The 23,313-nt window shown below is 64.9% G+C and carries 28 protein-coding genes; 12 read left to right on the top strand and 16 right to left on the bottom strand.

Annotated elements, in window-relative coordinates; translation table 11 throughout:
* Positions 1-80: 80 nt before the first annotated feature.
* A complete protein-coding gene (locus QZV93_RS11170) occupies positions 81-653 on the top strand; it encodes a PQQ-dependent catabolism-associated CXXCW motif protein (protein ID WP_295558469.1) in 573 nt (190 codons plus the stop codon).
* A 16-nt stretch (positions 654-669) separates the two neighbouring features.
* Here QZV93_RS11170 and QZV93_RS11165 read toward each other — a convergent pair whose 3' ends face one another.
* The 5 genes from QZV93_RS11165 to QZV93_RS11145 all read right to left on the bottom strand — a co-directional run bounded on the left by QZV93_RS11165 (position 670) and on the right by QZV93_RS11145 (position 5,578).
* Entirely contained in the window at positions 670-1,374 is a 705-nt protein-coding gene (locus QZV93_RS11165) for a hypothetical protein (protein ID WP_295558467.1), read from the bottom strand.
* A gap of 49 nt (positions 1,375-1,423) precedes the next feature.
* A complete protein-coding gene (locus QZV93_RS11160; RefSeq protein ID WP_295558465.1) occupies positions 1,424-2,512 on the bottom strand; it encodes an ABC transporter permease in 1,089 nt (362 codons plus the stop codon).
* Positions 2,509-3,297 carry an ABC transporter ATP-binding protein gene (locus QZV93_RS11155; protein ID WP_295558464.1) on the bottom strand — a complete coding sequence of 263 codons (789 nt, stop codon included), beginning with the start codon at positions 3,295-3,297 and terminating at the stop codon, positions 2,509-2,511. Before QZV93_RS11155 ends, QZV93_RS11160 begins: the two co-directional genes overlap by 4 nt.
* Positions 3,298-3,459: 162 nt before the next feature.
* Positions 3,460-4,440: a PQQ-dependent catabolism-associated beta-propeller protein gene (locus tag QZV93_RS11150; protein ID WP_295558462.1), complete on the bottom strand. Its 981-nt coding sequence runs from the start codon at positions 4,438-4,440 to the stop codon at positions 3,460-3,462.
* Between the two features lie 28 nt (positions 4,441-4,468).
* Positions 4,469-5,578 carry an ABC transporter substrate-binding protein gene (locus QZV93_RS11145; RefSeq protein WP_295558461.1) on the bottom strand — a complete coding sequence of 370 codons (1,110 nt, stop codon included), beginning with the start codon at positions 5,576-5,578 and terminating at the stop codon, positions 4,469-4,471.
* Positions 5,579-6,066: 488 nt separating this feature from the next.
* On the opposite strand from QZV93_RS11145, the gene QZV93_RS11140 reads away from it, so the two are divergent.
* The 8 genes from QZV93_RS11140 to QZV93_RS11105 are packed head-to-tail and all read left to right on the top strand — an operon-like array spanning position 6,067 to position 11,537.
* Positions 6,067-6,600 (top strand): DUF3280 domain-containing protein, encoded by a 534-nt coding sequence (locus QZV93_RS11140; RefSeq protein ID WP_295558459.1) that lies wholly within the window; start codon positions 6,067-6,069, stop codon positions 6,598-6,600.
* The gene (locus QZV93_RS11135) at positions 6,597-7,583 is read left to right on the top strand and encodes a transporter substrate-binding domain-containing protein (protein ID WP_295558457.1); all 987 of its coding nucleotides are present in this window, start codon (positions 6,597-6,599) and stop codon (positions 7,581-7,583) included. The genes QZV93_RS11140 and QZV93_RS11135 overlap by 4 nt, the downstream gene beginning before the upstream one ends.
* Positions 7,570-8,358: an ABC transporter permease gene (locus QZV93_RS11130; RefSeq protein ID WP_295558455.1), complete on the top strand. Its 789-nt coding sequence runs from the start codon at positions 7,570-7,572 to the stop codon at positions 8,356-8,358. The genes QZV93_RS11135 and QZV93_RS11130 overlap by 14 nt, the downstream gene beginning before the upstream one ends.
* On the top strand, positions 8,346-9,098 hold the full coding sequence (locus QZV93_RS11125) for an ATP-binding cassette domain-containing protein (RefSeq protein ID WP_295558454.1): 753 nt from the start codon (positions 8,346-8,348) through the stop codon (positions 9,096-9,098). Before QZV93_RS11130 ends, QZV93_RS11125 begins: the two co-directional genes overlap by 13 nt.
* A 10-nt stretch (positions 9,099-9,108) precedes the next feature.
* Positions 9,109-9,846, top strand: coding sequence for a (5-formylfuran-3-yl)methyl phosphate synthase (locus tag QZV93_RS11120; RefSeq protein ID WP_295558453.1), 738 nt, complete (start codon positions 9,109-9,111; stop codon positions 9,844-9,846).
* Entirely contained in the window at positions 9,843-10,265 is a 423-nt protein-coding gene (locus tag QZV93_RS11115; RefSeq protein WP_295558451.1) for a dihydroneopterin aldolase, read from the top strand. The genes QZV93_RS11120 and QZV93_RS11115 overlap by 4 nt, the downstream gene beginning before the upstream one ends.
* Entirely contained in the window at positions 10,262-10,939 is a 678-nt protein-coding gene (locus QZV93_RS11110; RefSeq protein WP_295558450.1) for a uridylate kinase, read from the top strand. Before QZV93_RS11115 ends, QZV93_RS11110 begins: the two co-directional genes overlap by 4 nt.
* 13 nt (positions 10,940-10,952) lie before the next feature.
* Positions 10,953-11,537 (top strand): DUF447 domain-containing protein, encoded by a 585-nt coding sequence (locus tag QZV93_RS11105; RefSeq protein WP_295558449.1) that lies wholly within the window; start codon positions 10,953-10,955, stop codon positions 11,535-11,537.
* 9 nt (positions 11,538-11,546) lie between these two features.
* On the opposite strand, the gene QZV93_RS11100 is transcribed toward QZV93_RS11105, so the two are convergent.
* Together QZV93_RS11100 and QZV93_RS11095 are read right to left on the bottom strand one after the other, a co-directional pair.
* Positions 11,547-11,687: a hypothetical protein gene (locus tag QZV93_RS11100; RefSeq protein ID WP_295558447.1), complete on the bottom strand. Its 141-nt coding sequence runs from the start codon at positions 11,685-11,687 to the stop codon at positions 11,547-11,549.
* Between the two features lie 142 nt (positions 11,688-11,829).
* Positions 11,830-12,858, bottom strand: a complete 1,029-nt coding sequence (locus QZV93_RS11095; protein ID WP_295558445.1) for a hydantoinase/oxoprolinase family protein — start codon at positions 12,856-12,858, stop codon at positions 11,830-11,832.
* 92 nt (positions 12,859-12,950) lie between these two features.
* On the opposite strand from QZV93_RS11095, the gene QZV93_RS11090 reads away from it, so the two are divergent.
* The gene (locus QZV93_RS11090) at positions 12,951-13,640 is read left to right on the top strand and encodes a HisA/HisF-related TIM barrel protein (protein WP_363156964.1); all 690 of its coding nucleotides are present in this window, start codon (positions 12,951-12,953) and stop codon (positions 13,638-13,640) included.
* Between the two features lie 204 nt (positions 13,641-13,844).
* Here QZV93_RS11090 and fae read toward each other — a convergent pair whose 3' ends face one another.
* From fae to QZV93_RS11055, 7 genes are all read right to left on the bottom strand, one after another.
* On the bottom strand, positions 13,845-14,357 hold the full coding sequence (gene fae / locus QZV93_RS11085; protein WP_295558443.1) for a formaldehyde-activating enzyme: 513 nt from the start codon (positions 14,355-14,357) through the stop codon (positions 13,845-13,847).
* Positions 14,358-14,576: 219 nt separating this feature from the next.
* A complete protein-coding gene (locus QZV93_RS11080; RefSeq protein WP_295558498.1) occupies positions 14,577-15,446 on the bottom strand; it encodes a triphosphoribosyl-dephospho-CoA synthase in 870 nt (289 codons plus the stop codon).
* Positions 15,446-16,387, bottom strand: coding sequence for a RimK family alpha-L-glutamate ligase (locus tag QZV93_RS11075; protein ID WP_295558441.1), 942 nt, complete (start codon positions 16,385-16,387; stop codon positions 15,446-15,448). The genes QZV93_RS11080 and QZV93_RS11075 overlap by 1 nt, the downstream gene beginning before the upstream one ends.
* A 64-nt stretch (positions 16,388-16,451) precedes the next feature.
* Positions 16,452-17,420 (bottom strand): methenyltetrahydromethanopterin cyclohydrolase, encoded by a 969-nt coding sequence (mch, locus tag QZV93_RS11070; RefSeq protein ID WP_295558440.1) that lies wholly within the window; start codon positions 17,418-17,420, stop codon positions 16,452-16,454.
* Complete coding sequence (locus tag QZV93_RS11065) at positions 17,417-18,568, bottom strand: ATP-grasp domain-containing protein (RefSeq protein ID WP_295558438.1); 1,152 nt, start codon at positions 18,566-18,568, stop codon at positions 17,417-17,419. The genes mch and QZV93_RS11065 overlap by 4 nt, the downstream gene beginning before the upstream one ends.
* Complete coding sequence (locus QZV93_RS11060) at positions 18,565-19,464, bottom strand: NAD(P)-dependent methylenetetrahydromethanopterin dehydrogenase (protein ID WP_295558436.1); 900 nt, start codon at positions 19,462-19,464, stop codon at positions 18,565-18,567. The genes QZV93_RS11065 and QZV93_RS11060 overlap by 4 nt, the downstream gene beginning before the upstream one ends.
* A 59-nt stretch (positions 19,465-19,523) precedes the next feature.
* Positions 19,524-20,492 carry a beta-ribofuranosylaminobenzene 5'-phosphate synthase family protein gene (locus QZV93_RS11055; RefSeq protein WP_295558434.1) on the bottom strand — a complete coding sequence of 323 codons (969 nt, stop codon included), beginning with the start codon at positions 20,490-20,492 and terminating at the stop codon, positions 19,524-19,526.
* A gap of 121 nt (positions 20,493-20,613) precedes the next feature.
* Between QZV93_RS11055 and QZV93_RS11050 the strand changes: the two genes are divergently transcribed.
* Both QZV93_RS11050 and folK read left to right on the top strand, forming a co-directional pair.
* Entirely contained in the window at positions 20,614-20,991 is a 378-nt protein-coding gene (locus QZV93_RS11050) for a 4a-hydroxytetrahydrobiopterin dehydratase (protein WP_295558432.1), read from the top strand.
* Entirely contained in the window at positions 20,984-21,493 is a 510-nt protein-coding gene (folK, locus tag QZV93_RS11045) for a 2-amino-4-hydroxy-6-hydroxymethyldihydropteridine diphosphokinase (protein WP_295558430.1), read from the top strand. The genes QZV93_RS11050 and folK overlap by 8 nt, the downstream gene beginning before the upstream one ends.
* A gap of 55 nt (positions 21,494-21,548) precedes the next feature.
* On the opposite strand, the gene QZV93_RS11040 is transcribed toward folK, so the two are convergent.
* Positions 21,549-21,923, bottom strand: coding sequence for a cytochrome c family protein (locus tag QZV93_RS11040; RefSeq protein WP_295558429.1), 375 nt, complete (start codon positions 21,921-21,923; stop codon positions 21,549-21,551).
* A gap of 159 nt (positions 21,924-22,082) precedes the next feature.
* The gene (pqqE, locus tag QZV93_RS11035; protein ID WP_295558428.1) at positions 22,083-23,303 is read right to left on the bottom strand and encodes a pyrroloquinoline quinone biosynthesis protein PqqE; all 1,221 of its coding nucleotides are present in this window, start codon (positions 23,301-23,303) and stop codon (positions 22,083-22,085) included.
* Between the last annotated feature and the right edge of the window lie 10 nt (positions 23,304-23,313).

The raw sequence follows: 23,313 nt of genomic DNA, 5'->3' as shown, positions 1-23,313 counted from the left end.
ATTTCGCTGATACGGCAGGCCCCCGTGCGACGTGAGACCCACTAACAAACAACGGAACGTGCGGCGTGCGCCGGGGGACATTGATCCGACTTGCATGGAGCGCGGTGCGCGGGGCAGTCCCCGTCGCCGCGCTCTCGCTTTGTCTCGCGCTCGGCGCCATCGCTGCCGAGGAGTTTGACGTCTCCGAGCCTGAAGGCTACCGCACGGATGACTACCGCAAGCCCGTTCCCAAGACTCTGACCGGCGCCCGTGTGATCGATGCCGACGAGGCCGAGACGCTGCTCAAGGCCGGATCCGCTATTTTCATCGATGTGTTTCCGCGTGCGCCGAAACCGCCCAACCTGCCCGCAGGTACCGTCTGGCGTGATCTGACCCACATGACCATCGACGGCGCCCATTGGCTTCCCAATGTCGGCTACGGCGTGCTCTCCGCGGAGTTCGAGACCTATTTCACATCGCGCCTCAAGAACCTCACGGGTGGCGATCTCGCCAAGCCCGTGGTGTTCTTTTGCCTCAAGGACTGCTGGATGTCCTGGAACGCCGGCAAAAGGGCCTTGAGCTGGGGCTACAAGAACGTGATCTGGTTTTCCGAAGGTACCGACGCTTGGCAGCAAGCCGGCTTCGATCTCGTGAAAGCCACGCCCGTCCCGTAAAAGACGATGCCCCGCCTCAGCTTGTCATGAGGCCGCGGATGGTGCGCGTGAGCGCGTAGAGCCGTTCCTCGATCAGCACCGGAAGCTCGCAAGCCAGCGGAATGGTCGATTGGCGCTCCTGGAAAATTCGCTGCGCCCAGTTGAACTTCTCCCGCGCATCCGCAAGCTCGGGCGTGTCGTCCGAAATGCCCGGCGGCCGCTTGCTTTCAAGGGCTCCGATCGCCGTGCTCTGCTTCTCGAGCTCGGTCGCACGCTCTTTCTGTGACTTCTGGTATTTCTCGATGCCGCTCATCACGCTGCGACGCTGGCCGTTCATCTTGTCGAAGACGCCGGCGAACAGCAGGGTCAGCTTCTCGTCCTTTTTATCGGCGGGCAGCCCCTCGGCGAATTTCTGGATCGCCTGCTCGGCATCCTCTACCGGGATGCGCCGAGTGACCAGGAGCTCGATCAGATCGGACATGCCGGGCTCACGGAACCACCCCTTCACACCCTCGATCGACGGCCCATCCCAGATCGCGCCGACGGAGACGGTATCCACCTTGTGCTGCACGCAAGGCCAGTCCTTGGTCATGTCGATGGGAGGAGGCGCAGCCTCCTGCTCGCCCTGGATTTCCGTCTGCGTCGCGCCGGGAGCTGCCGCCCCCGCGAGTGCCGGGCCGGAGATGGCCAGCGCTCCGAGGAGAGCAAGAGGAATGGTGAACGTCTGAGCGATCCTGGTCATTTGTCGTTTCTCTCGTTTGTCCAGCCTCGCCGAAGGCTTTTGAAGCTCCTCACCCCCCACCGCCGGGGCCGCCGCGCCGGGCGATCAATCCCTTGGAGGGGTTATAAGCATAGACGGCCGCTCCTAGGAAGAGCACCGTATAAGCCGTGACAACATAAAGGTTTGTAAGGTCGAGCGAGCCGTCCTCGAGGCGCGCACCGATTTGCCCGTAGAGCGCGAAGCGGATCAGCTCGACCGCATAGGTGAACGGATTGACGAGACAGATCTCGTACAGCAACGGGCTGCTCTCGCGGATCCGCCACAGCGGATAGAGTGCGGACGAGGCGAAGAACATCGGGAAGATGACGAAGTTCATGACGCCGGCAAAATTCTCGAGCTGCTTGATGACCGACGAGATGAAGAGCGACAGGGATCCAAGCATGAGGCCAGCAAGCAGGAGCGCCGGCAACACCGCGAAATAGTTCATGGAGGGAGGCGGAAGCTGCCAGTAGGCGACGGCAGCCGCCAGGATAGCGACCTCGATCACGGTGGCGGCGATGATGATGCGCCCGATCACGGTCTCGGAGAACACCTCTGTCGCCGCATTGAAGATGAGCAGTACGAACAGAAGTGCCGGCACGCCGAGTAGCGCAAGATGCGCCGTGTAGGGAATGTCGGCCTCCCAGAAATAGAAGATGCCGAGGAACACGTAGGCCTGGATCGCAGCCACCGCCACGCCGCCGACGAGCTTTGACAGCAGCAGGAACGAGCGCGGGAACGGGCTGACGAGCAGCGTGCGCATGGCGCCGGTCTCGCGGTCGTACACCATCGACAGCGATGACTGCATGGCGTTGAAGAGCAAGATCATGCCGAGCAGGCCGGGCACGACATACACCTCGTAGAGAACATAAGTCTCATAGGGTGGGATGATCGAGACGCCGAGCACCTGCCGGAAGCCGGCGGCGAAGATGAACAGCCATACCAGCGGCCGCACCAGCGCCGAGAAGAACCGCTCGCGCTGATGCAGGAAGCGCAGCACCTCGCGCCAGACGATACCGCGGAAGCAGGCGAGGTAGCCCAACGGCCCGAGCCGGCGGGGCGCGTCGGCCCCGTATTGCGCCTCGATGGTCGTGGCGGGTCGCACGATGTCGACGTTCATGCCGCCTCCTCCGTCGAGGTCGTTCCCGTCACGATGCGAAACGCATCGCGGGCCGATTTGGCTCCCGTCTCCGCCAGGAAGCCGTCGAGCCGCCCTGAGAACATGACCTTTCCTTTGTGCAGCACCACGATGAGATCGGTATCCGCGATTTCGTCGATGAGATGCGTCGCCCACAACACGCCGAGTCCCTGGCGCTGCACGAGGCCGCGCACGATCCCGATTACGCTTTCCCGCGAGCCGATGTCGAGCCCGACGGTGGCTTCGTCGAGCAGCAGGCATCCCGGCCGGTGCATGAGCGAGCGGGCGATTTCAACGCGCCGGCTCTGGCCGCCCGAAAGGTTGCGGATCTTTTCGTGCGCCCGATCCGACAGTCCGACGATGGCAAGCGCCTCCGCCGCCCTCCGCCGCGCTTCTAGGTGCCCGAAACCATGCAGAGCGGCGTGGTAGAGCAGGTTCTGGTGCAGCGAAAGATCCTGATCCAGCGTCTTCGATTGGAATACGACGCCGAGCCGCTGCAACGCGGCGCCGGGCGAGCGCCTCACGTCATGGCCCAGAATGCGGATCTCGCCCGAGACGTTGTCGTAGAGGCGCGTGATGAGTGAGAAGAGGGTCGACTTGCCCGCGCCGTTGAGGCCGAGGAGAACGGCGAACGACCCGCGCGGCACTGTAAGCGAAACGTTGTCGAGCACGCGCTTCTCGCCGAAGCTGTGGCTTACGCCATTGACGACGAGCGCATCCGGCTCGGACGAGGCCGAGCCCTGGTTATGTTTGGCGGTATCGTTCACGTCTGTCCGAGCTTTCCGGTGAGGGGCGACCGGACGCCGATCCGATCTTTCTGGGCGGTAACTATCACCCATCCACATGTATCAGTCGACGATACCTTGGACAGGTAGCTTTGCTCTGTCACCACGAAAGAGTTCCGCATTTGAGATGCATCTCGGCTCCGGTCAAGGCGCGACCACCACGCCCCACGGATACCGGCCGACCTTGATCGATTTGGTCACTTTCTCGGCCGCAACCTCGATCACGGAGACGTCGTTTGAGGTGCCGTTGGTGGTAAATAGGAGCTTTTCGTCAGGCGTGAAGCCGAGGTTCCAGACCCGCTGGCCGACCAGCAGGTACTTCTCCACTTTCCGCGTCGCAACATCGACCACCGCCACGCGGTTGGCCGGCCCAAGCGCAACGAACGCCTTCTTGCCGTCCTTCGTGATGCGAACGCCGACCGGCTGGATCGCATCCTTGGTGATGCCCTGAATCTCGAACGTAACCTTGCCGAGAACCTTGCGCGTTGCGGTCTCGATCACGGTCACCGTTCCGCCGATCTCCGCGCTGACCCAAACCTGCGAGCCGTCCGCAGTGAACTCCGCCACGCGCGGCCTGTTGTCGACCAGGATGTTGTCGATGCTCTTGAACGTTTGCGCATCGATGAAATGCGCCATGTTCGTCGTCTCGGACGTATTGACCAGGATCTTTCCGTCCGGGCTCATACCCATGCCCTCGGGCTCCACGCCGACCGGAACGTCCGTGATGATCGTGCCCTTGAAGATGTCGACGACGGTGACGAGGTTGTCGTCCTCGTTGGAGACGTAGAGCGGATTGCCCGACGTATGCAGGATCGGCAGCTCGGGATCGGGCCCCGAGGGCAGGTCCTTGACGAACTCGAAGGTGCTGGTGTCGAACACCTGCATCTTGTGGTCGTCGCTCGCACACACGATCACCCACTTGCCTTCGTTGGCGAGAATGATGCCGCGCGGCCGGTTGCCGGTCTTGATGGTGTGCACGACCGCAAGCGTCTCGCTGTCGATCACCGAGATCGTGTTCTCCTTCTCGTTCGAGACGAACACCTTGAAGGCCATCGCGTTCGAGGCCGTGAGCGCAAGAAGAGAAGCGGCCAATGCAGAAACGAGGCCTTGCCGTTTGATTGTCACGTCGAAGCTCCTTGGTCGTTCGCGCACATTACTTCTTGAAGGCGGTGCACTTTGTTTCTGGCTGATCGACTCCCAGCGTATCGAGCTCGGTCGTTTGGTGCAGGAAGCCCGGCTGAGGTGAAACGGTCACGAGGATCTTGGCCGTCGCGAGCACGACGGGCTGCCGCAGTTGCCCGTTCCAGGCCCGGTAAGTGACCTTCTGCCCCTTGAATGCCGCAAGCTCGAATTCCGGCGAGCGCATGTAGGGAATGAGGACCTTGGGATCCGCCGAGTTCTTGCGCGTCGCCGCCTCGCCGACCGAGCGCACAGCCTCCCAGACGTTGTAGTCGAGCGACCGCATCGTCCGTCCCGCGAGACGCTTGAAGCGGTTTTGGAACTGCGTACCGCCCCAGAGTTCGATGGCCGGATGCCAGGGCGTTGCGAACAGCCCGGCCGTTCCCACCACCGGTCGCGAAATCCAGGTGCGATAAGGGAAATACTCGCCGAACAGCTCGCCTTCGTCCGCGACCACGACCACGTCGTGCTCGGGCAGGCCCTGCATGAAGCTCGGGATCTGCTGCTGGATTTGCTCGAAGCCGCCATCGGAGCGCCGGCTGCCGGGATCGTAGGCGAACGACCGCTCCTCGACGATTTTGTGTCCGAAACGCTTCGCCGTGCGCCGCACGGCATCCGCATAGAGCTTGTCCTCGGGCGCAGGGCCGACCACGAGCACCCATTTGCGCCACTGCTTCCACGCCAGGTATTGCCCGAGCGCGTCGGTCAGCATGGAGCGCGATGGCGCAGTGTGCTTGATGTTAACCCGGCACTGCTCCTCGCGGAGCGCTTCGTCGGGTGCGGAAGCATTGAAGACGACCGCGTCCTTGTCCTTGAGAGCGTCGGAGAGCTGAAGCAACGTGCCGGCGGAAGCATCGGCAACCACGTACGCGATGCCTTCGTCCACGCGCTTTACGACTTCGGCCACGAGTTCAGCCGGCGTTGCCGCCTGCACGATGTCGAGGGTAAACTCCTGCTTCAGGAAGCGTCCCGTCGTATTGTTGTCGGAGATGGCGAGCTTGGCGCCGGCAACGCCGTCGTCCGGCGGCGGGATATCGAGCAGCGACAGCGGCGGAAGGCGATCCTCGCGCAATTCGCGAGCCATCAGAATACGGATCTTCAGCGCTGCCGGATCGCTTGCCGCTGCCTCGGCGGCAGGGGGTGCGGCAGGCGCCGCCGGTGCCGCAGAAGGAGCTGCCGGGGCCTCAGGTGCCCCCTCCTGTGCCCGCACGGGAAGCGGCGCAGCAAGCAGGAGAAAAGCCGCGGCAATGAAGGAAAATCCCCTAGGGTAAGGGGCATGGGGACGGCACAAAACAGACCGGGCGGGCCGATATGCCGGCCCAGTTGAAACGTTCATCGCGTGTCCTCCCGCCTGACAATCCGGTCAAGCCGAAATGTCGGGGTATATTGTAACATGTTCCCTCGGAACATCGCATCGAATTGCCAATTGTCAAGTTCACCTCGTCTTGCCCTCTCGCTTTTGTTACAGGCCGTGAGCACGCGCTTTCGGACATTGCACTTGCAAATCCAGGTCCACCAAACGCACGTTATAGTGTAAGCCCTGCGCGGGCGCAGAGGAGGATGGCGAGGTCTATGCGAATTGGTCGAGTGGCGGCTTGGCTTGCTCTGATGATCGTTGCGGCGTTGACGTTCCCGGTTGCTGCCGGGGCGGCGCCCAAGCTGGCAATTTTCCCGGTCGACATGTCGTTCCCGTCGTCCGAGGAGGATTTTTTCACGGCCAAACGCGGACCAAGTCCCGATGAGCAGCGCCGTCTCGACATGGCGCGCGACCAGCTGCAGAAGTTGCTGTCCGCCAATGGTCGCTACGATGTCATCGACATTGCGCCGATCGCCGCCGACATCACGGCGGCGCAGCCTATTTTCCAGTGCAACGGCTGCGAGATCGACATCGCCGGCAAGGCCAAGGCAGATCTCGTCATGACGAGCCTGATCGACAAGATCTCGGAGACGCACTTGAGCCTGACGGTGGCCATCGTCGACGTCGCGCAAAGCAAGCTTGTCAGCACGTCGAGCGTGCTCATCCAGGGCAACACCGACGAAGCCTGGGCGCACGGCGTCCGCTGGCTGGTGAAGAACCGCCTCCTAGCGGAGGACAAGCCCAAATGATCGATCGCCGCCGGCTCTTGGCAAATGGGGCGCTGGCCCTGGCAGCGGCCGCCATCCCGATTCCCGTCCGCGCCGCCGGCACGTCGGTGCGCGTCGGTTCCGTGAAATACGGCTCTGTTTCTTGGGTCATCGAGACGGTTCGCGCCCTCGAGCTGGATAAGAAGGCCGGTATCGAGATCGATGTGGTGGACGTCGCCTCGAACCAGGCTGGCCCCGTTGCGCTGCTCGCGGATGGAGCCGACGTCATCGTCTCGGACTGGACCTGGGCCATGCGCCAGCGGTCTTTGGGCGAAAAGCTCAAGTTCGCGCCGTATTCGTCGGCGCTGGGCTCATTGGTCGTGCCCGAAAAGAGCGACATCATGGGCATCGAGGGCTTGGAAGGAAAGTCGCTTGGCGTTGCGGGGTCGGCCATCGACAAGAGCTGGCTCCTGCTGCGCGCCTACGCAAAGAAGACGCTCGGCCGCGACATGGCAAGTTTCGCCCATCCATCCTTCGGCGCGGCGCCCCTGCTGGCTGAGGAGCTTCGCTCCGGCCGCATCGATGCAAGCCTGAACTTCTGGACGCACTCGGCGCGCCTGACCGGTAGCGGCTTCCGTGAAATCCTCACCGTCGGCGACATCATGAAAAAGCTCGGCATCGACCCGGTGCCGTCGCTCGTGGGCTTTATCTGGAAAGAAGAATACGAGGCGGCACACGGCAAGGAGATTGCGGCTTTGCTGAGCGTCGTCGCGGAGGCGAACAAGGTGTTGGCCACCGACGATGCCGCTTGGGAGCGCTTGCGCCGGATCGTCAGGCCCTCCTCCGACGCTGAGTTCCACGCCATCATTGCAGCTTACCGCGCCGGCATCCCGAAGCCCTGGGGGCCGGCCGAGCTCGAATCCGCCAGGAAGCTCATGGCCGTCCTCGTCGAAGCCGGTGACGCCGAGCTGATGGGAAATGGTACCGAATTCGACGCCAAGCTGTTCCACGATGCAACGACCTAATCCACTGTCCCGCGCGAGCACCGATCAACCCTGGCAGACACGGGTCGCCTGGGGCGTCGGCTCGCTGTTCGGCTTCCTGCTGTTCTGGGAGCTGATCGCGCTGCTGCTCCAGCACCGCCACCTTCCGACGCCGACGGTCGTCTTCGCGGTCATGATGGGCGAGGCGGCGAGCGGAGAGCTCCCGTATCACATCGGCATGACGCTCTTCCGCGTTTCCATCGCCTTCGTGTTTGCCATGCTGATCGGCTCGGCAATTGGCATCGTCATGGGGCGTAATGGGCGCATCGACCAGGCATTCGACAGTTGGCTCATTCTGTTCCTGAATCTCCCGGCGCTCGTCATCATCATTCTTTGTTACGTCTGGTTCGGACGCACCGAGGTCGCGGCCATCATCGCCGTCGCCGTCAACAAGCTTCCGAACGTCGCGGTGACTGTGCGCGAGGGCGCCCGCGCTCTCTCGCGGGATCTCGCCGAGATGGCGCACATGTACCGCTTCGGTCCGTGGAAGACCTTGCGTCACGTGATATTGCCTCAGCTCGCGCCGTATTTCCTCGCCTCGGCCCGCACGGGGCTCTCTCTCGTCTGGAAGATCGTCCTCGTCGTCGAGCTTCTCGGGCGTTCCAACGGTGTCGGATTCCAGCTCGGCACGTATTTCCAGATGTTCGACGTGTCGATGATCTTGGCGTATGCGCTCGCATTCATCATCGTCGTGCAGATTATTGAGTTCGCCATCCTGCAACCTATTGCCGCCCGGGTGAACAAATGGCGCAGGTAAGCGAACAGGCGAGCGACCTCGCTAACAGCAGCTTGAAGATCCGTGTCGATCACAAGATCTTTCCGGCGTCCGGCACGCGTCCGGAGCAGACGGTTCTCAAGAACATCTCGATCGGCATCGAGCCGCGCTCGTTCGTCGTCATCACGGGGCCGTCCGGCTGCGGGAAATCGACGCTCCTCAACATCATCGCCGGTCTCGATCCCGACTACGAGGGCGACGTCGTTCTCGGTGGCCCGGACACGAAAGTGGGTTACATCTTCCAGTCGCCGCGCCTGCTGCCCTGGCGCACGGTGTACGAGAACATCGCTCTCGTTCTCCCCGACGGCGACCCTCGCCACGCGCAAATCGAGGACCTGCTGCGCCAGGTCGGCCTGGAAGGCTTCTCCTCCCAGTACCCCGAGCGCCTGTCGCTCGGCATGCAGCGCCGCGCTGCGCTCGCCCGCGGCTTCATAACGGAGCCCGACGTGCTGCTGATGGACGAGCCCTTTGTCTCGCTCGACGACCCGACCGCTCAGGGCTTGCGCGAGCTTTTGATCGGCCTTTGGAATCGGCGCCCGACGACCGTGATCTTCATTACCCATGATCGTGCGGAGGCCGTAATGCTGGGCACCCGCATCTTGCGCATGTCGGGTGCAAATGCGACTATCGGCCAGGACGAGACCGTGCGCCTCTCCCCCGCCGAGCGGACCGACAGAGAGAAGGTCCAGGCCGAGCAGCGGCGCATCTTCCACGAGACGTGAGCTCCCGCGAATGACGACGACGAAGCATCGGCTCGTCCGCCTTCTTGCCAGCGTGACGAATGAGGCCGAAGCGCATCTCGCTGCCGTCGGCGGGGTCGATATCATCGATTGCAAGGACCCGGCAAAGGGCGCTCTCGGCGCGTTGTGCCACGATGTCGTTGCGGGTATTCGCGCGGCCACTCCCGCCCACCTTCCGATCAGCGCCACCATCGGCGACTTGCCGGCCGATCCCGAGCGCGTGCTCGAAGCAGCGGCGGCCATGGCGGCCACCGGCTGCGACATCGTCAAGATCGGCCTCTTCCCGGGTGGAGACGCGCTGGCCACCATCGCCCATCTCGGACGGCACCTCGCGCGGGAAACGCCGCTCGTCGCCGTTCTGATCGCCGACGCACCGCGCGACGGCGCACTCGTCCCCGCCCTCGGTGAGGCCGGGTTCGCGGGCGTCATGCTAGACACCGCCGGGAAAGACGGGCGCACGCTGCGCGATCACGTGAGCGAAAGTGCGTTGCGCGCCTTCATCGGGGATGCGCACGCGGCGGGATTGTTTGCTGGACTGGCGGGATCGCTGCGTCTCGCGCAGGTGCCGGAATTGCTTGCGCTTGAGCCGGACGTGCTCGGTTTCCGCGGTGCGCTGTGCCGCGCCTCGGATCGCCGGGGCAGCCTCGATCCGGCAGCGCTCGCGGCCGTACGCAACGCCATTCCGGTGCCGGCTCGCACCGACGGTAGGACCCTGGAACCCACGCTATGACCGCGCCGAAGTCCACGCACCCGATCCAAGCCTACGCCACCACCAAGGCACCGGAAGCACTCGGCCGCGACTGCATTTTCATCAAGGATTGGGTGATCGACTGCAACATCGGCGTCTATGCCGAGGAGAAGGGCGTTACGCAGAAGGTTCGCCTCTCCATCGATGCATATCTCGCGCCCAATGTCCGCGCGGCGCAAGACGACATGGAGACCGTGCCGTCCTACACGGACATCATCGATGCCGTGAACGACCTGACGAGCGGTGACCATATCAACCTGATCGAGACCCTCGCCGAGGCCATTGCCGAGCGCGGACTCGCCAACCCGCGCATCGATGCCATGCGCATTCGCATCGAGAAGCTCGAGCGCGGCCCCGTGCGCGGCGTCGAGATCTATCGCACGCGGCCGGTCCAGCTGTGACACCTGTCGTCCTCAAGCTCGGCGGCAGCCTCGCAGAGAGCGGGCGCCTCCGTGTGCTGCTGGCCCTCGTCGCTCGCGCGCGCCGCCCCGTCGTGGTCGTTCCCGGCGGCGGTGCATTTGCCGACGCGGTGCGCGAGACGCAGGCGGCGCTGGGCTTCTCGGATGAGACCGCGCACGACATGGCGCTCCTCGCCATGCACCAGATGGCGGACGCTATGATCGCGCTCGAGCCGCGGCTGCTCGGGGCCGAGACTTTGGAAGGCTTCGCGCGCGCGTGGCGCCGCAACCGCATTCCGGTCTGGCTCCCTGCGAGCCTCTGCGCCGGAGACCGCCGCATCCCGCGGGACTGGTCGATCACGTCGGACGGTCTCGCCGCGCGCCTCGCCGAACGGTTAGGCGACGCCGAGCTGGTGTTGGTCAAGTCGCGCCGGGTACGCCGCACGGCGCCGGCCTCGACGCTCGCCCGTCAGGGCATCGTCGATCCCGTCTTCCCCGTCATCGTCGAGCGGGCCGGTTTGGCCTGGCGCGTGCTCGGCCGCGGCGACGACGCGACACTGTCTCAATTGCTTGATGTCGTTGCACGTCGCGGATACCGCACATCCACGAGACGCAGCACCGTCACGCGGTTGACGGCGCCCGCCGCGCATGCGACGCGCGTCACTAAGGTCAGGTAGCGGAGGGCCGCCCATGCCACGCATCGTCGAGACCATCGTGACGACGACCGACGCCGCGGGAAAGGCGCACATCGCGCCCCTCGGCCTGATCGAGGACGGCGATGGCTGGATCATCGCGCCATTCATGCCCTCGCGTACGCTCGACAACCTGAACGCCAACCCGTTCGCAGTTGCGAGCCACACGGGCGATGTGCGTGTTTTCGCCGGTTGCGTTACGGGCCGCCGTGACTGGCCCACCGTGCCCGCCGACGAGGTGCCAGGCGTGCGCCTCGCCGATGCCGTCTCCCATTGGGAGCTTGCGGTCGGGAACGTGACCGACGATCCGCAACGCCCGCGCTTTCACTGCAAGGTGGTCCATGCCGCAAGTCACGCCGTCTGGAGCGGCTACAACCGCGCTGAGGCGGCGGTGTTGGAGCTGGCCGTGCTGACGACGCGGCTTGCCATGCTCCCGCCGGAAAAGATCGACGCCGAGCTCAAGTATCTGGAGATTGCGATTTCGAAGACCGCGGGCCCGCGCGAGCTGGAAGCGTGGGGCTGGTTAATGGATCGTGTGCACGCCTTCCGCCGCGGCGATGCCGGTGCGGCTCGCAAGACGTAGGCGTATCGGTTACGGCGCGGCAACCGCGACCGTCACGGTCTTCGTGCGGGCCCGGTGACGGGCAATCAGGAACGTGCCGAGCGCCACTGCCAGGACGATGAACCCGCCCGGCATGACGACCGCCGCAAGGATCGTGAGCGTGGTCTTCATGGGCCTCCCCCATAACGAGCTTTTTTGCTCATTTTGGGGTGAGTCTAGCAAACACGCATGAGAGCACCGTTCAGACCGCGTCGCGTATCTGAGGAAAACTTTTAAGGTCTGCGTAAAGGATTTGTTTTGCGTCGCAATACGTTTATGCGGCGTCGAGCAAAAGCGCCACCGCAACGGCCGGTGCGCAATGGGTGGAGCTCCGGCGCGCATTCTCGCTCGCGCCGGCAAGTTCGCCGAAGAGCACAACCTGCCGTCCGAGCCGAGTGGCGACCACCGCGGCATCGGGTGCGCCGATGCCGGCCGCGACGAACGGGGCCGTGTCTGGAAGCGCGCGCGCGGAGAGCACTTGAAATGCGCCGTCTGTGATCGAGCGCAGCTGCTCTTCCCTGAGCCATGCGGCGACACGCTGCCATTGCGCCTCATCGCCGTCCGACGCATCGCGCCCGAGCATGCGCGCGAGCCTTGTAATGCTCTCGGCTCGTGATTTTCCTTTTCCATCGGCGGTCGCATGCTGATCGATTTCGGCGAGATCCTCGCCGAGGATGCGACGCACGTCCGCCATCGTTGCCAGATATTCACGTGCCAGATTCACCCATTGTCCGTCGAAGGGCGCACGCGTCGCGACGCCCATTACCGCTGTCCGTGTCGTGCCGGTGTAGACAAGCTCGCCCGTGGTCTGCCGCTCGGCGTCGGAGAGGCCGCGCGGCACCGGTCGCCCGCCCGATATCGGAATGATGTCGGCGGTCGTCGAGCCGAAGTCGATCAACACCGCATCGGACAGTTTCCGACCGATCAACGTCGCCGTGGCGAGAAAGTTCATCGAGCCGACGTCGCCGTGGTTGCGGACAGCCGCGTCCGCGCTTCCGAAGTCCCCCTTCTGCCCCATCCAGAATCGTACGCCGTCTCCGAGCTTGGACGACACCAGCGTCACCAGAGTCCTGACGCCGGTCTCGCGATCGGGAAACAGATCCGAAAGCTCCCCCGTCATGGTGACGGCGAAACGCGAGGCTTGCGCGAGCAGCGGTGCCGCCTCCGCGAACGCCGCCTCGACCTTGTCGAGCCCCTGCCACAGCGGGCAAGCGATCTGGCGCACTTCCGTCGCGCGCCCGTCCTCGACCAGCGCCACCTTGAGGTGTGCTCCTCCTACGTCGAGGCCGGCCGTAATCGTCATATGTGTTCCTTCCCTGGGCGCCGCGCCCTTGTGTTACATCACTGGCCGGGAGAAGGAAGCCCCGGGAACGTTGGGACCATGGGCCCCGTGAGATGATGCAGGTCATTCCGGTTGTCGATGTGCGGGGTGGCGTAGCCGTGGCCGCGCGCCGCGGCGATCGCGCCCGCTATCTGCCGCTCCAAACGCCTCTCGCCGAGGGTTCGGATCCCGTTGCGGTGGCGAAAGGGTTAAGGACGCTCTTCCCGTTCGAGACGCTCTATGTTGCGGATCTGGACGGCATCGAGGGGCGCGGCGCGGATGCAGCGACGCAGAGGCGCCTCGCGGACGCTTGGCCCGGTTCGGAAATCTGGATCGATGATGGAGGGCAAACGGTCCCTCGGCTCGCGAAGCAGGTGCCCGTCGTCGGCTCGGAGTCGCTCGCGACGTTGGCGGGATACAGCGGTACGCGCGAGACGGCCGGTCTCACGGCTCCCCTGTCGCTCGACTTCCGCGGCGACGAATTTATAGGTCCGCCCGGACTCCTGGCCGACGCATCCCTTTGGCCAGACCGCGTCATCGTCATGACGCTCGCCCGCGTCGGCAGCGGCGAGGGGCCGGACCTCGCGCGCCTTGCATCGATCGTCGCCCGTGCCGGTGGCCGCAAGATCTTTGCGGCAGGCGGCGTACGCGACGCGCACGACGTTCGCGCGCTGCGTGACATCGGCGCCGCGGGCGCGCTCGTCGCCACGGCGCTTCACAACGGCAAGATCGGTGCCCGCGATCTCGAGGAGCTTGCGGATTAGCGGCAGCCCCGCCAGGCAAAGAAAAAGGGCCCGATCGCTTGCGCAACCAGGCCCTGAAGTTTCAGTCCACTTGCGAGTGGATGGTGAAGGTTCCACCCGAAGTCTTCAGCCGTTCCAACGGCCGGAGAGTAGTCTTCCCAATCGCTGCAGCAGACCCGCCTTTACTGGGGGTGCATCATTTTCCTGCTGTGGACGGTTTCCGCTTCAAGTCTTCGCACCGAACGGATGCGCGACCGAGTTGCGCTGAGCGGTGGCCTCGGCGGCCGTCGGCTTGCCGGCGACGGCGCGAGCGATGGCCTCCTTAACGGCGCGATAGTTGTAATCCTGGATCTTCGCGTCGTCGGCAGCTTCCCAGTGGATGAACACGCCGACGAGAACGAAAACGTCGTCAGCCTCGTTGGCCGGGATCACGCCCTCGGCGACCGAGTCCTGGACGGCCTTGGCGACGCCGTACTGGGCGGGGCCGAACATCTGGACAGCCTGGCGGGCGTCCTTGATGGTGACCTTGTTGAACATGATCGTGTTCGGCTTGCAGGGCAGGTTCGGCGCGATCACTGCGAGCAGCGTCGTGAAGCCGTCCTTGTTGTTTGCGAGCGCGTTGACGAACGCGGTCTCAGCTGCGCTGCCGCGCGGTCCGATGACAAGGTCGATGTGAGCGACTTCGTTGCCGTCACCGACGAGCGACTCGCCGACCAGTACGCGATTGATCTTGGCCATTAGGGGGTTCCCTTCCTTGATTAAACAAAAACCAACGCGCCCCGAGCGTCCGATCGACGACGTTCGCTAGGAGCGTCCGCCCGAGGTGTGAGGGCCGGCTGCAGTTAGAAAGCTATCCCAGTTGCAGCGAACGATGACTGGCGTCACCGCACCGGTTGGCCGGATAGGGCGCTAAGCGCCGCCCCTTAATAGCCCTAGGATTACGGGTTCGACAAGGGGCTAGGAGGGCAGTGTGGTCGCACTCCGATGAATGAGCTTATCGGCAAAAATAGTAGCAACGACGAAGTCGGCGGTGGTGCCGGGGTTTAGCCCGCGGGCCTTGAGGCTGGCGTCCCATTCGAGGAGGCGCGGGGAGGTCTGAGGGGTGGGGACCGGCCTCCAGAAAGCCGCAAATTGCTCGGCCTCGGCACGCACGGTCTCGGCCGCTTCGCTGCCGTGCTTGCGCGCAATATGACTATCCGGGAACGAAGCAAGAAGATTCATGTGCAGCGCAGTAATGGCCAGGCTTTCATTTGCGGCAGCGCGGCGAGCTGCCTGAAGCGTAGGCAGCCCCAGAGTGAAGATGTCGTCGAAGCGCGTGATGTAAGCACGTGCAACCCGGTCACGCCCCGCGGCCAATGCCATCGCTTCTTTGAGCGTCATGGTCGTCGGTCCGGCCACGTCGCCGCTCTCGACCCGTCCGAGCCCGGCCGGATTTGCGATGACGATGGCCTGGAACGCCTGATCCGCGTCAACCCGGTCGAGCCGGTCCAGGACCTGTGCGAGACGTTCGCGCAGGTCGCTCCCCCCTTCGCGAGCGCCCGCCGCAACGGCAAGCGGCGTGCACAGCAGCACGATGCCGAGGTTGGTATTAAGGCCGGAGGCCGCAACGCTGGCGCCGACCGCACCCAGGATGCGCGCGCCGACCCCGCGCAGAGGATCGGCAAGAAACGGCGCGGCCGCGGCGGCCGCTTTCTCGAAATGCGAGATCTCCATGCCGTGTCCGGCGGCGTGAACATGCACGTTGCCGGGCTTCAACGCGATGAGTTCCGCGTGGCACGCCGCGACGAAAGCGGCTTCGATGGTGTCGCGATCGAGCGGGAAGCCCATCACGCGATGACCTTTGTGACGGCTCCAAGAAAATCGCCAGCCAATGTGTCGGCGATGTCGGTCGCCGTCACGCTCTGGAGCCCTTTCCACGCGGGGTTCGAATTGATTTCGAGCACCATCAGTTGCCCATCTTGATCGCGGATGAGATCGACGCCCGCATAGTCGGCTCCGATTGCGGAGGCAGCGGCGAGCGCGAGCCGGCTCATGTCCTCGCACGGATCGTGCGCGAGCGGCTCCGCCCCCTGATGCACGTTCGTGATCCAGGTCTTGCCGCGCCGGACCATGGCGGAGAGCACGCGTCCCTGCGAGACGAAGACGCGCCAGTCCTCGAACAACGTGGCATCGGGCGCGCGCAGATAGTGCTGCATGTAGTAGACGTCGCCGACGTCCTCGGGCGGAGGCAGCTCATCGGGCGCGTGCGCGCGGCGCACGCCGTTGCCCTGGCTTCCGAACAAGGGCTTGAGAACGAACGGACGCGGATCGGCGGTGAGATGAGCATGCGCACGCGCGCGCGTCTCCACAACCCGTGTTGGCGGAGTCGGTAGTCCGGCCTTCTGGAAGATGAACGTCGCCGTCGATTTATCGACACAGCGCTCGATGGCACGCGCGTCGTTCCAGACGCGGATCCCGCTTTCTCTTAGCGCATGCAGGATGCCGAGCCGGAACGTGATCTGCTCGAGCGTACCCGTCGAGACCGAGCGCACGAAAGCTCCGTCCGGCAGCAGCCCGTCAAAGCCCGGAATGTCGACGCCCGATGCCGAGGTCGTGTCGAAAGCGCAGGCGGAAAGCGTCGTCGTCACGACGCGCGCGCCGCGTGCTTCCATCGCCTTTTTCAGGCGCCGCGCATGCCAATCGCCGGAACCGTCCTCGACGAACAGCGCGATGCGCGGCCCCGAAGGGGTTGCGTCGCTCAAGTCCGTCGCTGAGACCGCCTGGTTCATGCCTTCCGTTTCCAACGCGGGCCTTTTCGCCTCTCCCGGCAGGAGAGAGGCAAAGCGCACCCCATTACCTGAAGCTTGCGTCGACGATATCGGCCGCGAGCTTGCCGGCGTGGAAGGACGAGCCGGTATCGAGGTTCGAGACCGTCACGACGGCAGGGCTGAACAGCGAGGCGTCGATCTTGTAGAAGTCCCCGCCCACGGACGCGAAAATCTCCGCGAACGGTTTGCCGTAGATCGAACAGGTGTTGGACGGCAGCGATTGAGCGAGCTTTTCCGCTTCCGCATCGCCGCCGCGCACGAACAGCTGGATACGTCCGCCGTAGATGATGGCGTCGTTGGTCCGCCCCATGGCGCGGACGAAATCCGGGATCGGCGGCGCGATCGGCGCCACGCCGTACCCGTCGATGATGTTGTTGAGATCGAAGTGGAGGGAATGGGCCTTGTGCAGCGCCACCTCGAGCACGCGCGCGGCGATCTGCACCGTACCGGCGAGGCTGCCGGTCGGGGCGAAGAGCACGGTCAGATCGCTGGGATTGATGCCGCACGCTTGCGCAACCTTGGTCGCGACGTGGGGCGGCGGCGCGTTATCGCCCTCGATCACCAGCGCGCCTTTGTTGTGGTGATCGGTGTAGCCGAGCTCCTTGTAGAGTTCTTCGACGCGCGAGAGTGCGCGTGCCGGTCCTGAGCCGAGCGCGAAAAAGCCGGCGTCATCGCTGATGGTCCAACCCGCGTACTGGCTTCCGAGGCAGGCGACGACCGGATTGGAAGAATGCACGACGACGCCGAGCGGCCACCGCTCGAGCCCCGACGAGGAGGTGAGCGTCACCGTGCCGAGCCCGCCCATGCAGATCTCGCCGAGCCTGCGTCCCGCCTCGAGCCCGCCCGGCACTCCCGCGCCGAGATCGATGCACCGCTCGCCGGCCGCTCCCGTCTTCACGGAGCAGCGGAGCGCCTGCGCATTCGCCGCCAGATCATCGACCAGTTTTGCCGCGCGCGCGTTGACGCTCGGCGCGAAGGCTTGAGTGCTGCTCATAGTCGAGCTCCTTGTTCGTTTGAAGTGTCATACAGCAAAGTCTCGAGCGCCCCCAAGCGCCGAACGCAGGTGTCCTGCACCACGTCGATGTCGTCGCCCTCGGCCATCACCGTCGCCACCGGCTGTCCCGCGCCGATGCTGCTGCCGGGGCGCGGGCGATCGGCTGACCAGTCCGGCCAGTTGACGGCGCCGGCCGTGAACGGGCCCCGGTCTGCGTAGAGGAAGGCGGCGGCGCGGGCAATGGGGGGATGCCAGTCGGAGGCCAACAGCGCGGCAGGATCGCCGCCGCGCGCAGCTTCCACATGAGCCTTGAAAAGGGTGCCGGCTTTGTCGTCGAACACGTCGAGCGTCGCCCCCGGCCGCGGGTTCACCTCCAGCAGCGACGGCTCGCCGTCGTTGACCAGAAAGTCGAACGAAACGATACCGCAAAGCTTGAGCGCGTCCGATACGGCGAGGCTCATGTCGATGAGGCGTGCTTCCAGATCCTCGTCGAGCGGCAGCGACCCTGCCGCGCCGCCGTAGCGGAACGCGCGGCGGGCCAACGGGCTCACCCACTGGCGGCTGGCGGCAAAGGCCGCGCTCTTTTCCGAGACCAGCCCCATCAGCGAGATCGGCTCGCCCGCGGTGCGCCGTTGAAAATAGCGCCGCTTGTCGGGCCGCGGCTTCGCGGGGCACGTGTGAATATGTAATCCGCCACTGCCGCCGATGCGCTTCATGAGCCATCCGGCAGTATCTTCCGGCGCGTCGAGCCGCGTCTCCGGATGCGGGATCCCGATGTCGTCGAGCACGGAGAAGAACTGCTGCGGATCCTTGACCCGCCGGATGGTCTCCGCATCGTTGCCGATCAGCGTGAAGCGTTCGCCGAGCGTGGCCACGAGGCGCGGATTGCACTCGAAGCCCGCCCCGAGCACGAGGCCGACCGGAGGCGAGGGGGAGGCGGACGCAAGCTCTTCGAGCGCCGCCAGGAGAGGGCGGAACGTGAAGCCCACCTGAACCCGCGCCGGCAGGCATCGGGAGGCTTCCGCAAGCGCGACCGTGTCGCTATCGCCGAAGCAGTCGACGACCAGCGGCCTGTAGCCGGCCCGCCGCGCGGACGCTGCGAGCGCCCGCGCGGAGAAGGCGGCAATGAGGACCGCTTCGCCCGTCAAGAAACGAGCTGGCGTGCCAGCGCGAAAGCGTGACGGAAATCGAGCGACAGCGGCTCCTTCGATGCGATCATCTGCTTGAAGAGACCGGACTCGGTCTTGTACTTGACGTCGCCGATGGCGAGCGGGCCGACGCCGAGCGCGTTGCAGCCCGGCAGCGGTTCGCCGTCCATGAACAGCTCCATGCCCTCGACGCCCGGAGGCGGCACGGCATTGACGTCCGCAACCACGAGCAGGTTCTTGGCGAACTCCTTCTGCTCCTTCGAGATCACCTGCACGCCGGCGGCGGCCGCGGCGAAGATGACCTCGGCGTTCTCGATGATCTCGCGCTTCTGATCATCGGTCTCGCCCGCGACGGCTTCGAGATCGACGCCGAAGCGCTCTTTCGAGACGGCAGCCGACTTGATGACCCGATCGACGCCGCGATGCGCGACGAGCCGCACCTGCGCGCCTTCAAGCGCCGTGATGATCGACGAGGCGAAGCCTACGACGCCGGTGGCGCCGAACACGGCGACCCTGGTGCCCTTCCAGCCGCGGCCGAACTTGAACTTCAGAACTCTCTCGACGCACGCCACCATCGCGGCCGCCGTCGTGAACGAGCCCGCGGGATCGGCAACCACCGACAGCTGGAACGGCGGCACCATGGCCTTGCGCGCGGCTTCCATCATATCGAGGGCGAGGATCGCGTCCTTGCCGCCGATGAAGACGCCCGTGCGAACGCCGTAGTCCGGCGGACGCGAGAAGATCGCGTCCTGCACCAGCGCCGTCGTCTCGTCGAGCGTCACGTTGATGTAAGGGACGATGACCTTGTAGCCAGCGTCTGCAGCCATATTCACGTCGAACGGGCTCATATGCTTCTGCGGCGAAAGCATGTGCAGTATCGGCGTGGCTTCACTCATTGGGTCGTCTCCCGTTCACGTGTGGCATTGCCGCTCTTGGATGTTGAGTTCCGGCGCCTTCAGTCGGTCACGAGCGTCGCGCCGGCGTTGCGTCCCCGAACGATCGCGATTTGAAGGCCCCTCGCTTTAGCGTCTTCGACTAAAGAATGATAGAGGCGGTCTGCCACATCGGGGGAGGGGGTGAAAGCGAACCCCGTGGGCCCCCACGAGGTCTGCCCGATCCCGGTCGCGCCGAGCGTGCCGGCGCGGTTCAGGAGTTCGCCGACGGCGGGCGAGGTCCAGGGGCTGCCCCCTTGCGCTGCAGCAAAATGGCCGCCGACGATGCCCTGGATTTGGGTTAACGCGGCGCCGAAGGTCGCCAGATCCGCTTCCTTGAGGCCGGGCACGAGCTGCATCAGAACAAGGCGGCAGAGCCGGTCGGCGAGAGCGTCGGGGAACGGCGGCAACGCCGCGAACGCCTGTGTCTCACGGTCTCCGTGCGCGCCTTGTGCTCTTGTGTCGAGCACCAGCAGCACGCGCCAGGCCTCGGGGAAGGGCATCTGGATCAGCACCGGTGGCGGCTGGTCGAGCGCTCCCCGCCCGCCGTCGACGATGAACCCGCCGTTCTCGAAAGCCGCCATCCCGATCGCCGAGCGCGCCCCGCGTCCCGCCAAGTCGCCGATCTGCTGCGCCGTCAGCGACAGGCCCTCGAGCCGCATCAGCGCCAGCCCGACGGCGAGCGCAAGCTGTGTCCCCGATCCGAGCCCGGCATGGGGGGGAATGGCGCGGCTGACCTCGACACGGTAGTGGCCCGCGAGTCCGAGCGCGGCCCGGCAGCGCTCCACGACCTGCCGCACGCGGTCCTGCTCGGGTCCGGAGGCGGAAGTCGCCGCCGCGCGCGCGACATGGACATCGGTGCTCGGCGCGTCGAGCGCGAGACCGATCGATCCGTACCGGCGCCCGAGGCTGCCGTTGAGATCGAGGAAGCCCAGGTGCAGACGCGCGGGCGCGGACACGCGACAGCCTTTGACCGGGGGAGCATCTAGCATCGTTCGAGGTGCGTCCTTGGAGATGTGTTCGCCGATTGCGTCGGATGGGGCCGGGCATTAGGGTCCGCCCAGACGCAAGGATGTAGGCGTATTTGTCTACGAAAGGCGAGGAGAGAGCAATATGAGCAGCCCCCGCGAGAAGCCACTTTCTGACGCCGAGGTCACGGCATGGCTGGCCGAGAACCTGCCCCATTGGCGCCTGGAAGACGGGTGGATCCGCCGCACATACAAGACGTCGGGCTGGAAAGGCACGCTGATGGTGATCAACACCGTGGGCCATCTTGCCGAGGCGGCGTGGCATCACCCGGATATCACGGCGTCCTATGCCTGGGTGGAGGTCCGGCTTGTGACACATTCCGCCAAAGGCATCACCGGCAAGGACCTGACGCTGGCGAAGAAGATTGAGGACGTCGTGCATTGGCAGCCGGGCCTCGAGGACAACGCCCTTGAAGGCACGCCGGCCGGCGATCAGCGCTTCGCATATATTAAGTATGACTGACGGGGCGCCTCGCCCTGCCTACGACGCGCTGATCGGGCTCGGCTCGAATATCGGCGACAAGGCCGCCAACATCGCCCGTGCCGTTGCCTTGCTGACGGAGGGGGGTGACGTTCGCCTCGTGCAAACCTCGCGCGTCTACCGCACGGCCCCGTGGGGCGTACTGGATCAGGATTGGTTCGCGAACGCCTGCATCGCCGTCACGACGGATCTCACGCCGCACGAGCTTCTCGCGCGCTGCCTCGGCGTCGAGCAGGAGATGAAGCGCGTGCGGCGTGAGCGCTGGGGGCCGCGCATCATCGACGTCGACGTGCTGGCATACCGTGGTGTGATCCTGAACGAGCCGGGCCTCACGTTGCCGCATCCGCGCATCGTCGAGCGCGCGTTCGTGCTCGTGCCGCTGATGGAAATCGCACCCGATCTCGAGGTCGCCGGTCACGGTCTCGCCCATTGGCTTGCGCGTGTCGACGCAGCGGACGTCGTGCCTTTCGAGGTTGAGAAATGAAAGACGCCGCGGATGATGCATCCGCGGCGTTCCAATTAATGCAAGCCTTGAGAGCTTACTCTTTGCACTGCGACTTGATGTAAGCCAGCAGGTTCTTGCGGTCGTCCTCGTTCTTGACGCCGGCCGGGAAGATCATCTTGTTGCCCTTGATGACGGCATCATCCTTCTCCATCCAGTGGAGCAGGTTGTCGTCGGTCCAGGTGATGCCCGAGTTCTTCACGGCTTCCGAGTAAGCGAAACCTTCGTGATGGCCAGCCGGCTTGCCGGCGACGCAATTGAGAGACGGGCCGAGGCCGTTCTTGGCGTCAGCGCCGACCTGATGGCAAGCCGCGCATTTCTTGAAGACGGCAGCGCCGGCCTCGACGTCCTGCGCCGACGCAGTGAAGGGCGCGGCCGCGATGGCGGCAGCCGCCAGAACCCACTTGAGCATCTTCCGAATCCTCCGAAGTCTTTTCGAACCTAGACCTGCCGCTCGGTCTCCCGAACCTCCTGACAGGCGTCGCATACTGGCAATTTTTGCCTGAACCGGGTGTGAACACGATGCCGCACCCGGCCCATTTCAAAGCTGTACTTGACCGCTAGGTTCCGCTCAAGACACGTTATGCGTTTCGGGCTTCTTTGCTGCACCGCCCACACGCCGGAACGTGAATTCCGGCGGCTCGCTATGGCTTTCGACCTCGGCAACCGCCTGCCATTGGGCATGTAACGGCGAGAGGGAGCACGCCGGGTCCGTATTTGCGGCGTCCCCGGTGAGCGCGAAGGCCTGGCACCGGCATCCACCGTAGTCGACTTCCTTACGGGGGCAACTCCGGCAGGGCTCCTTCATCCAGCTCGTGCCCCGGTAGGCCTCGAACGCCTCACCACTCAGCCAGATGTCCGCCAACGGCTTATCTTTGATGTTGTCGAACTTCAGCGTCTTGATCGATTCCGCCGCGTGGCAGGGCAGCACGCGCCCCGACGGCGTGATGTTGACGATGCCGCGTGCCCAGCCGCCCATGCAGGGTTTCGGGAACTTCGCGTAATAGTCCGGCACGATGGCGTCGATGACGATCACGCCCTTGTACTTCTCGCGCGCCTCTTCCACTTGCTTGGCCGCGACCAGGAACGCTTCCTTGGTCGGCATCAGGGCGGCACGGTTCATGAGCGCCCATGCGTAGTATTGAACGTGCGCGATCTCAACACGCCCCGCGCCCATTTCGACCGCAAAGTCAATCATGCGCGGCACGTTGTGAATGTTCTGGCGATGGATGGGGCAATTGATGGTCAGCGGCAGTCCGGCCTCGCGCACCCAGCCCGCGACCTGGATCTTTTTCGCCATGCCGCCTTTATAGGCTGCGATGCGGTCGGCGTTCTCGGCGTCGACGTCCTGCACCGAGAGCTGGACGTGATCGAGCCCGACCTCGACCAGCTTCGTCAGGCGCTCGCGCGTCAGCGTTACGCCGGCCGTGATGAGGTTCGTGTAGAGACCGACCTCAGCCGCCACCTTGACGATGTCCTCGAGGTCCTTTCGAGCCGTGGGCTCGCCGCCCGAGAGATGGATCTGCAGCACGCCGAGACGCGCCGCCTGGCGCATGACATCCTGCCACTCCGCGGTGGTGAGCTCGGTGTTGGCCCGTTCGAGCTCCACCGGGTTCGAGCAGTACGGACACTGCAGTGGGCAGCGGTGCGTAAGCTCGCAGAGCATGCCGATCGGCGCCCGCGCGCAGAGCGCTGGGTCCGGACCCGGATCGGCGATCGGCTTCCCGTCCGCCGTGCGCGCGCAAGCGGGCATCGCCGTTTCCGTGACGTGGGTCGGTGCGATCTCGTTCATGGTCGCTCCT

This window comes from uncultured Hyphomicrobium sp., from assembly GCF_902826555.1.
Lineage (GTDB): Bacteria > Pseudomonadota > Alphaproteobacteria > Rhizobiales > Hyphomicrobiaceae > Hyphomicrobium_C.
Note: the sequence above shows the minus strand (reverse complement) of the source record. Positions and strands in the feature narration are given on the sequence as shown.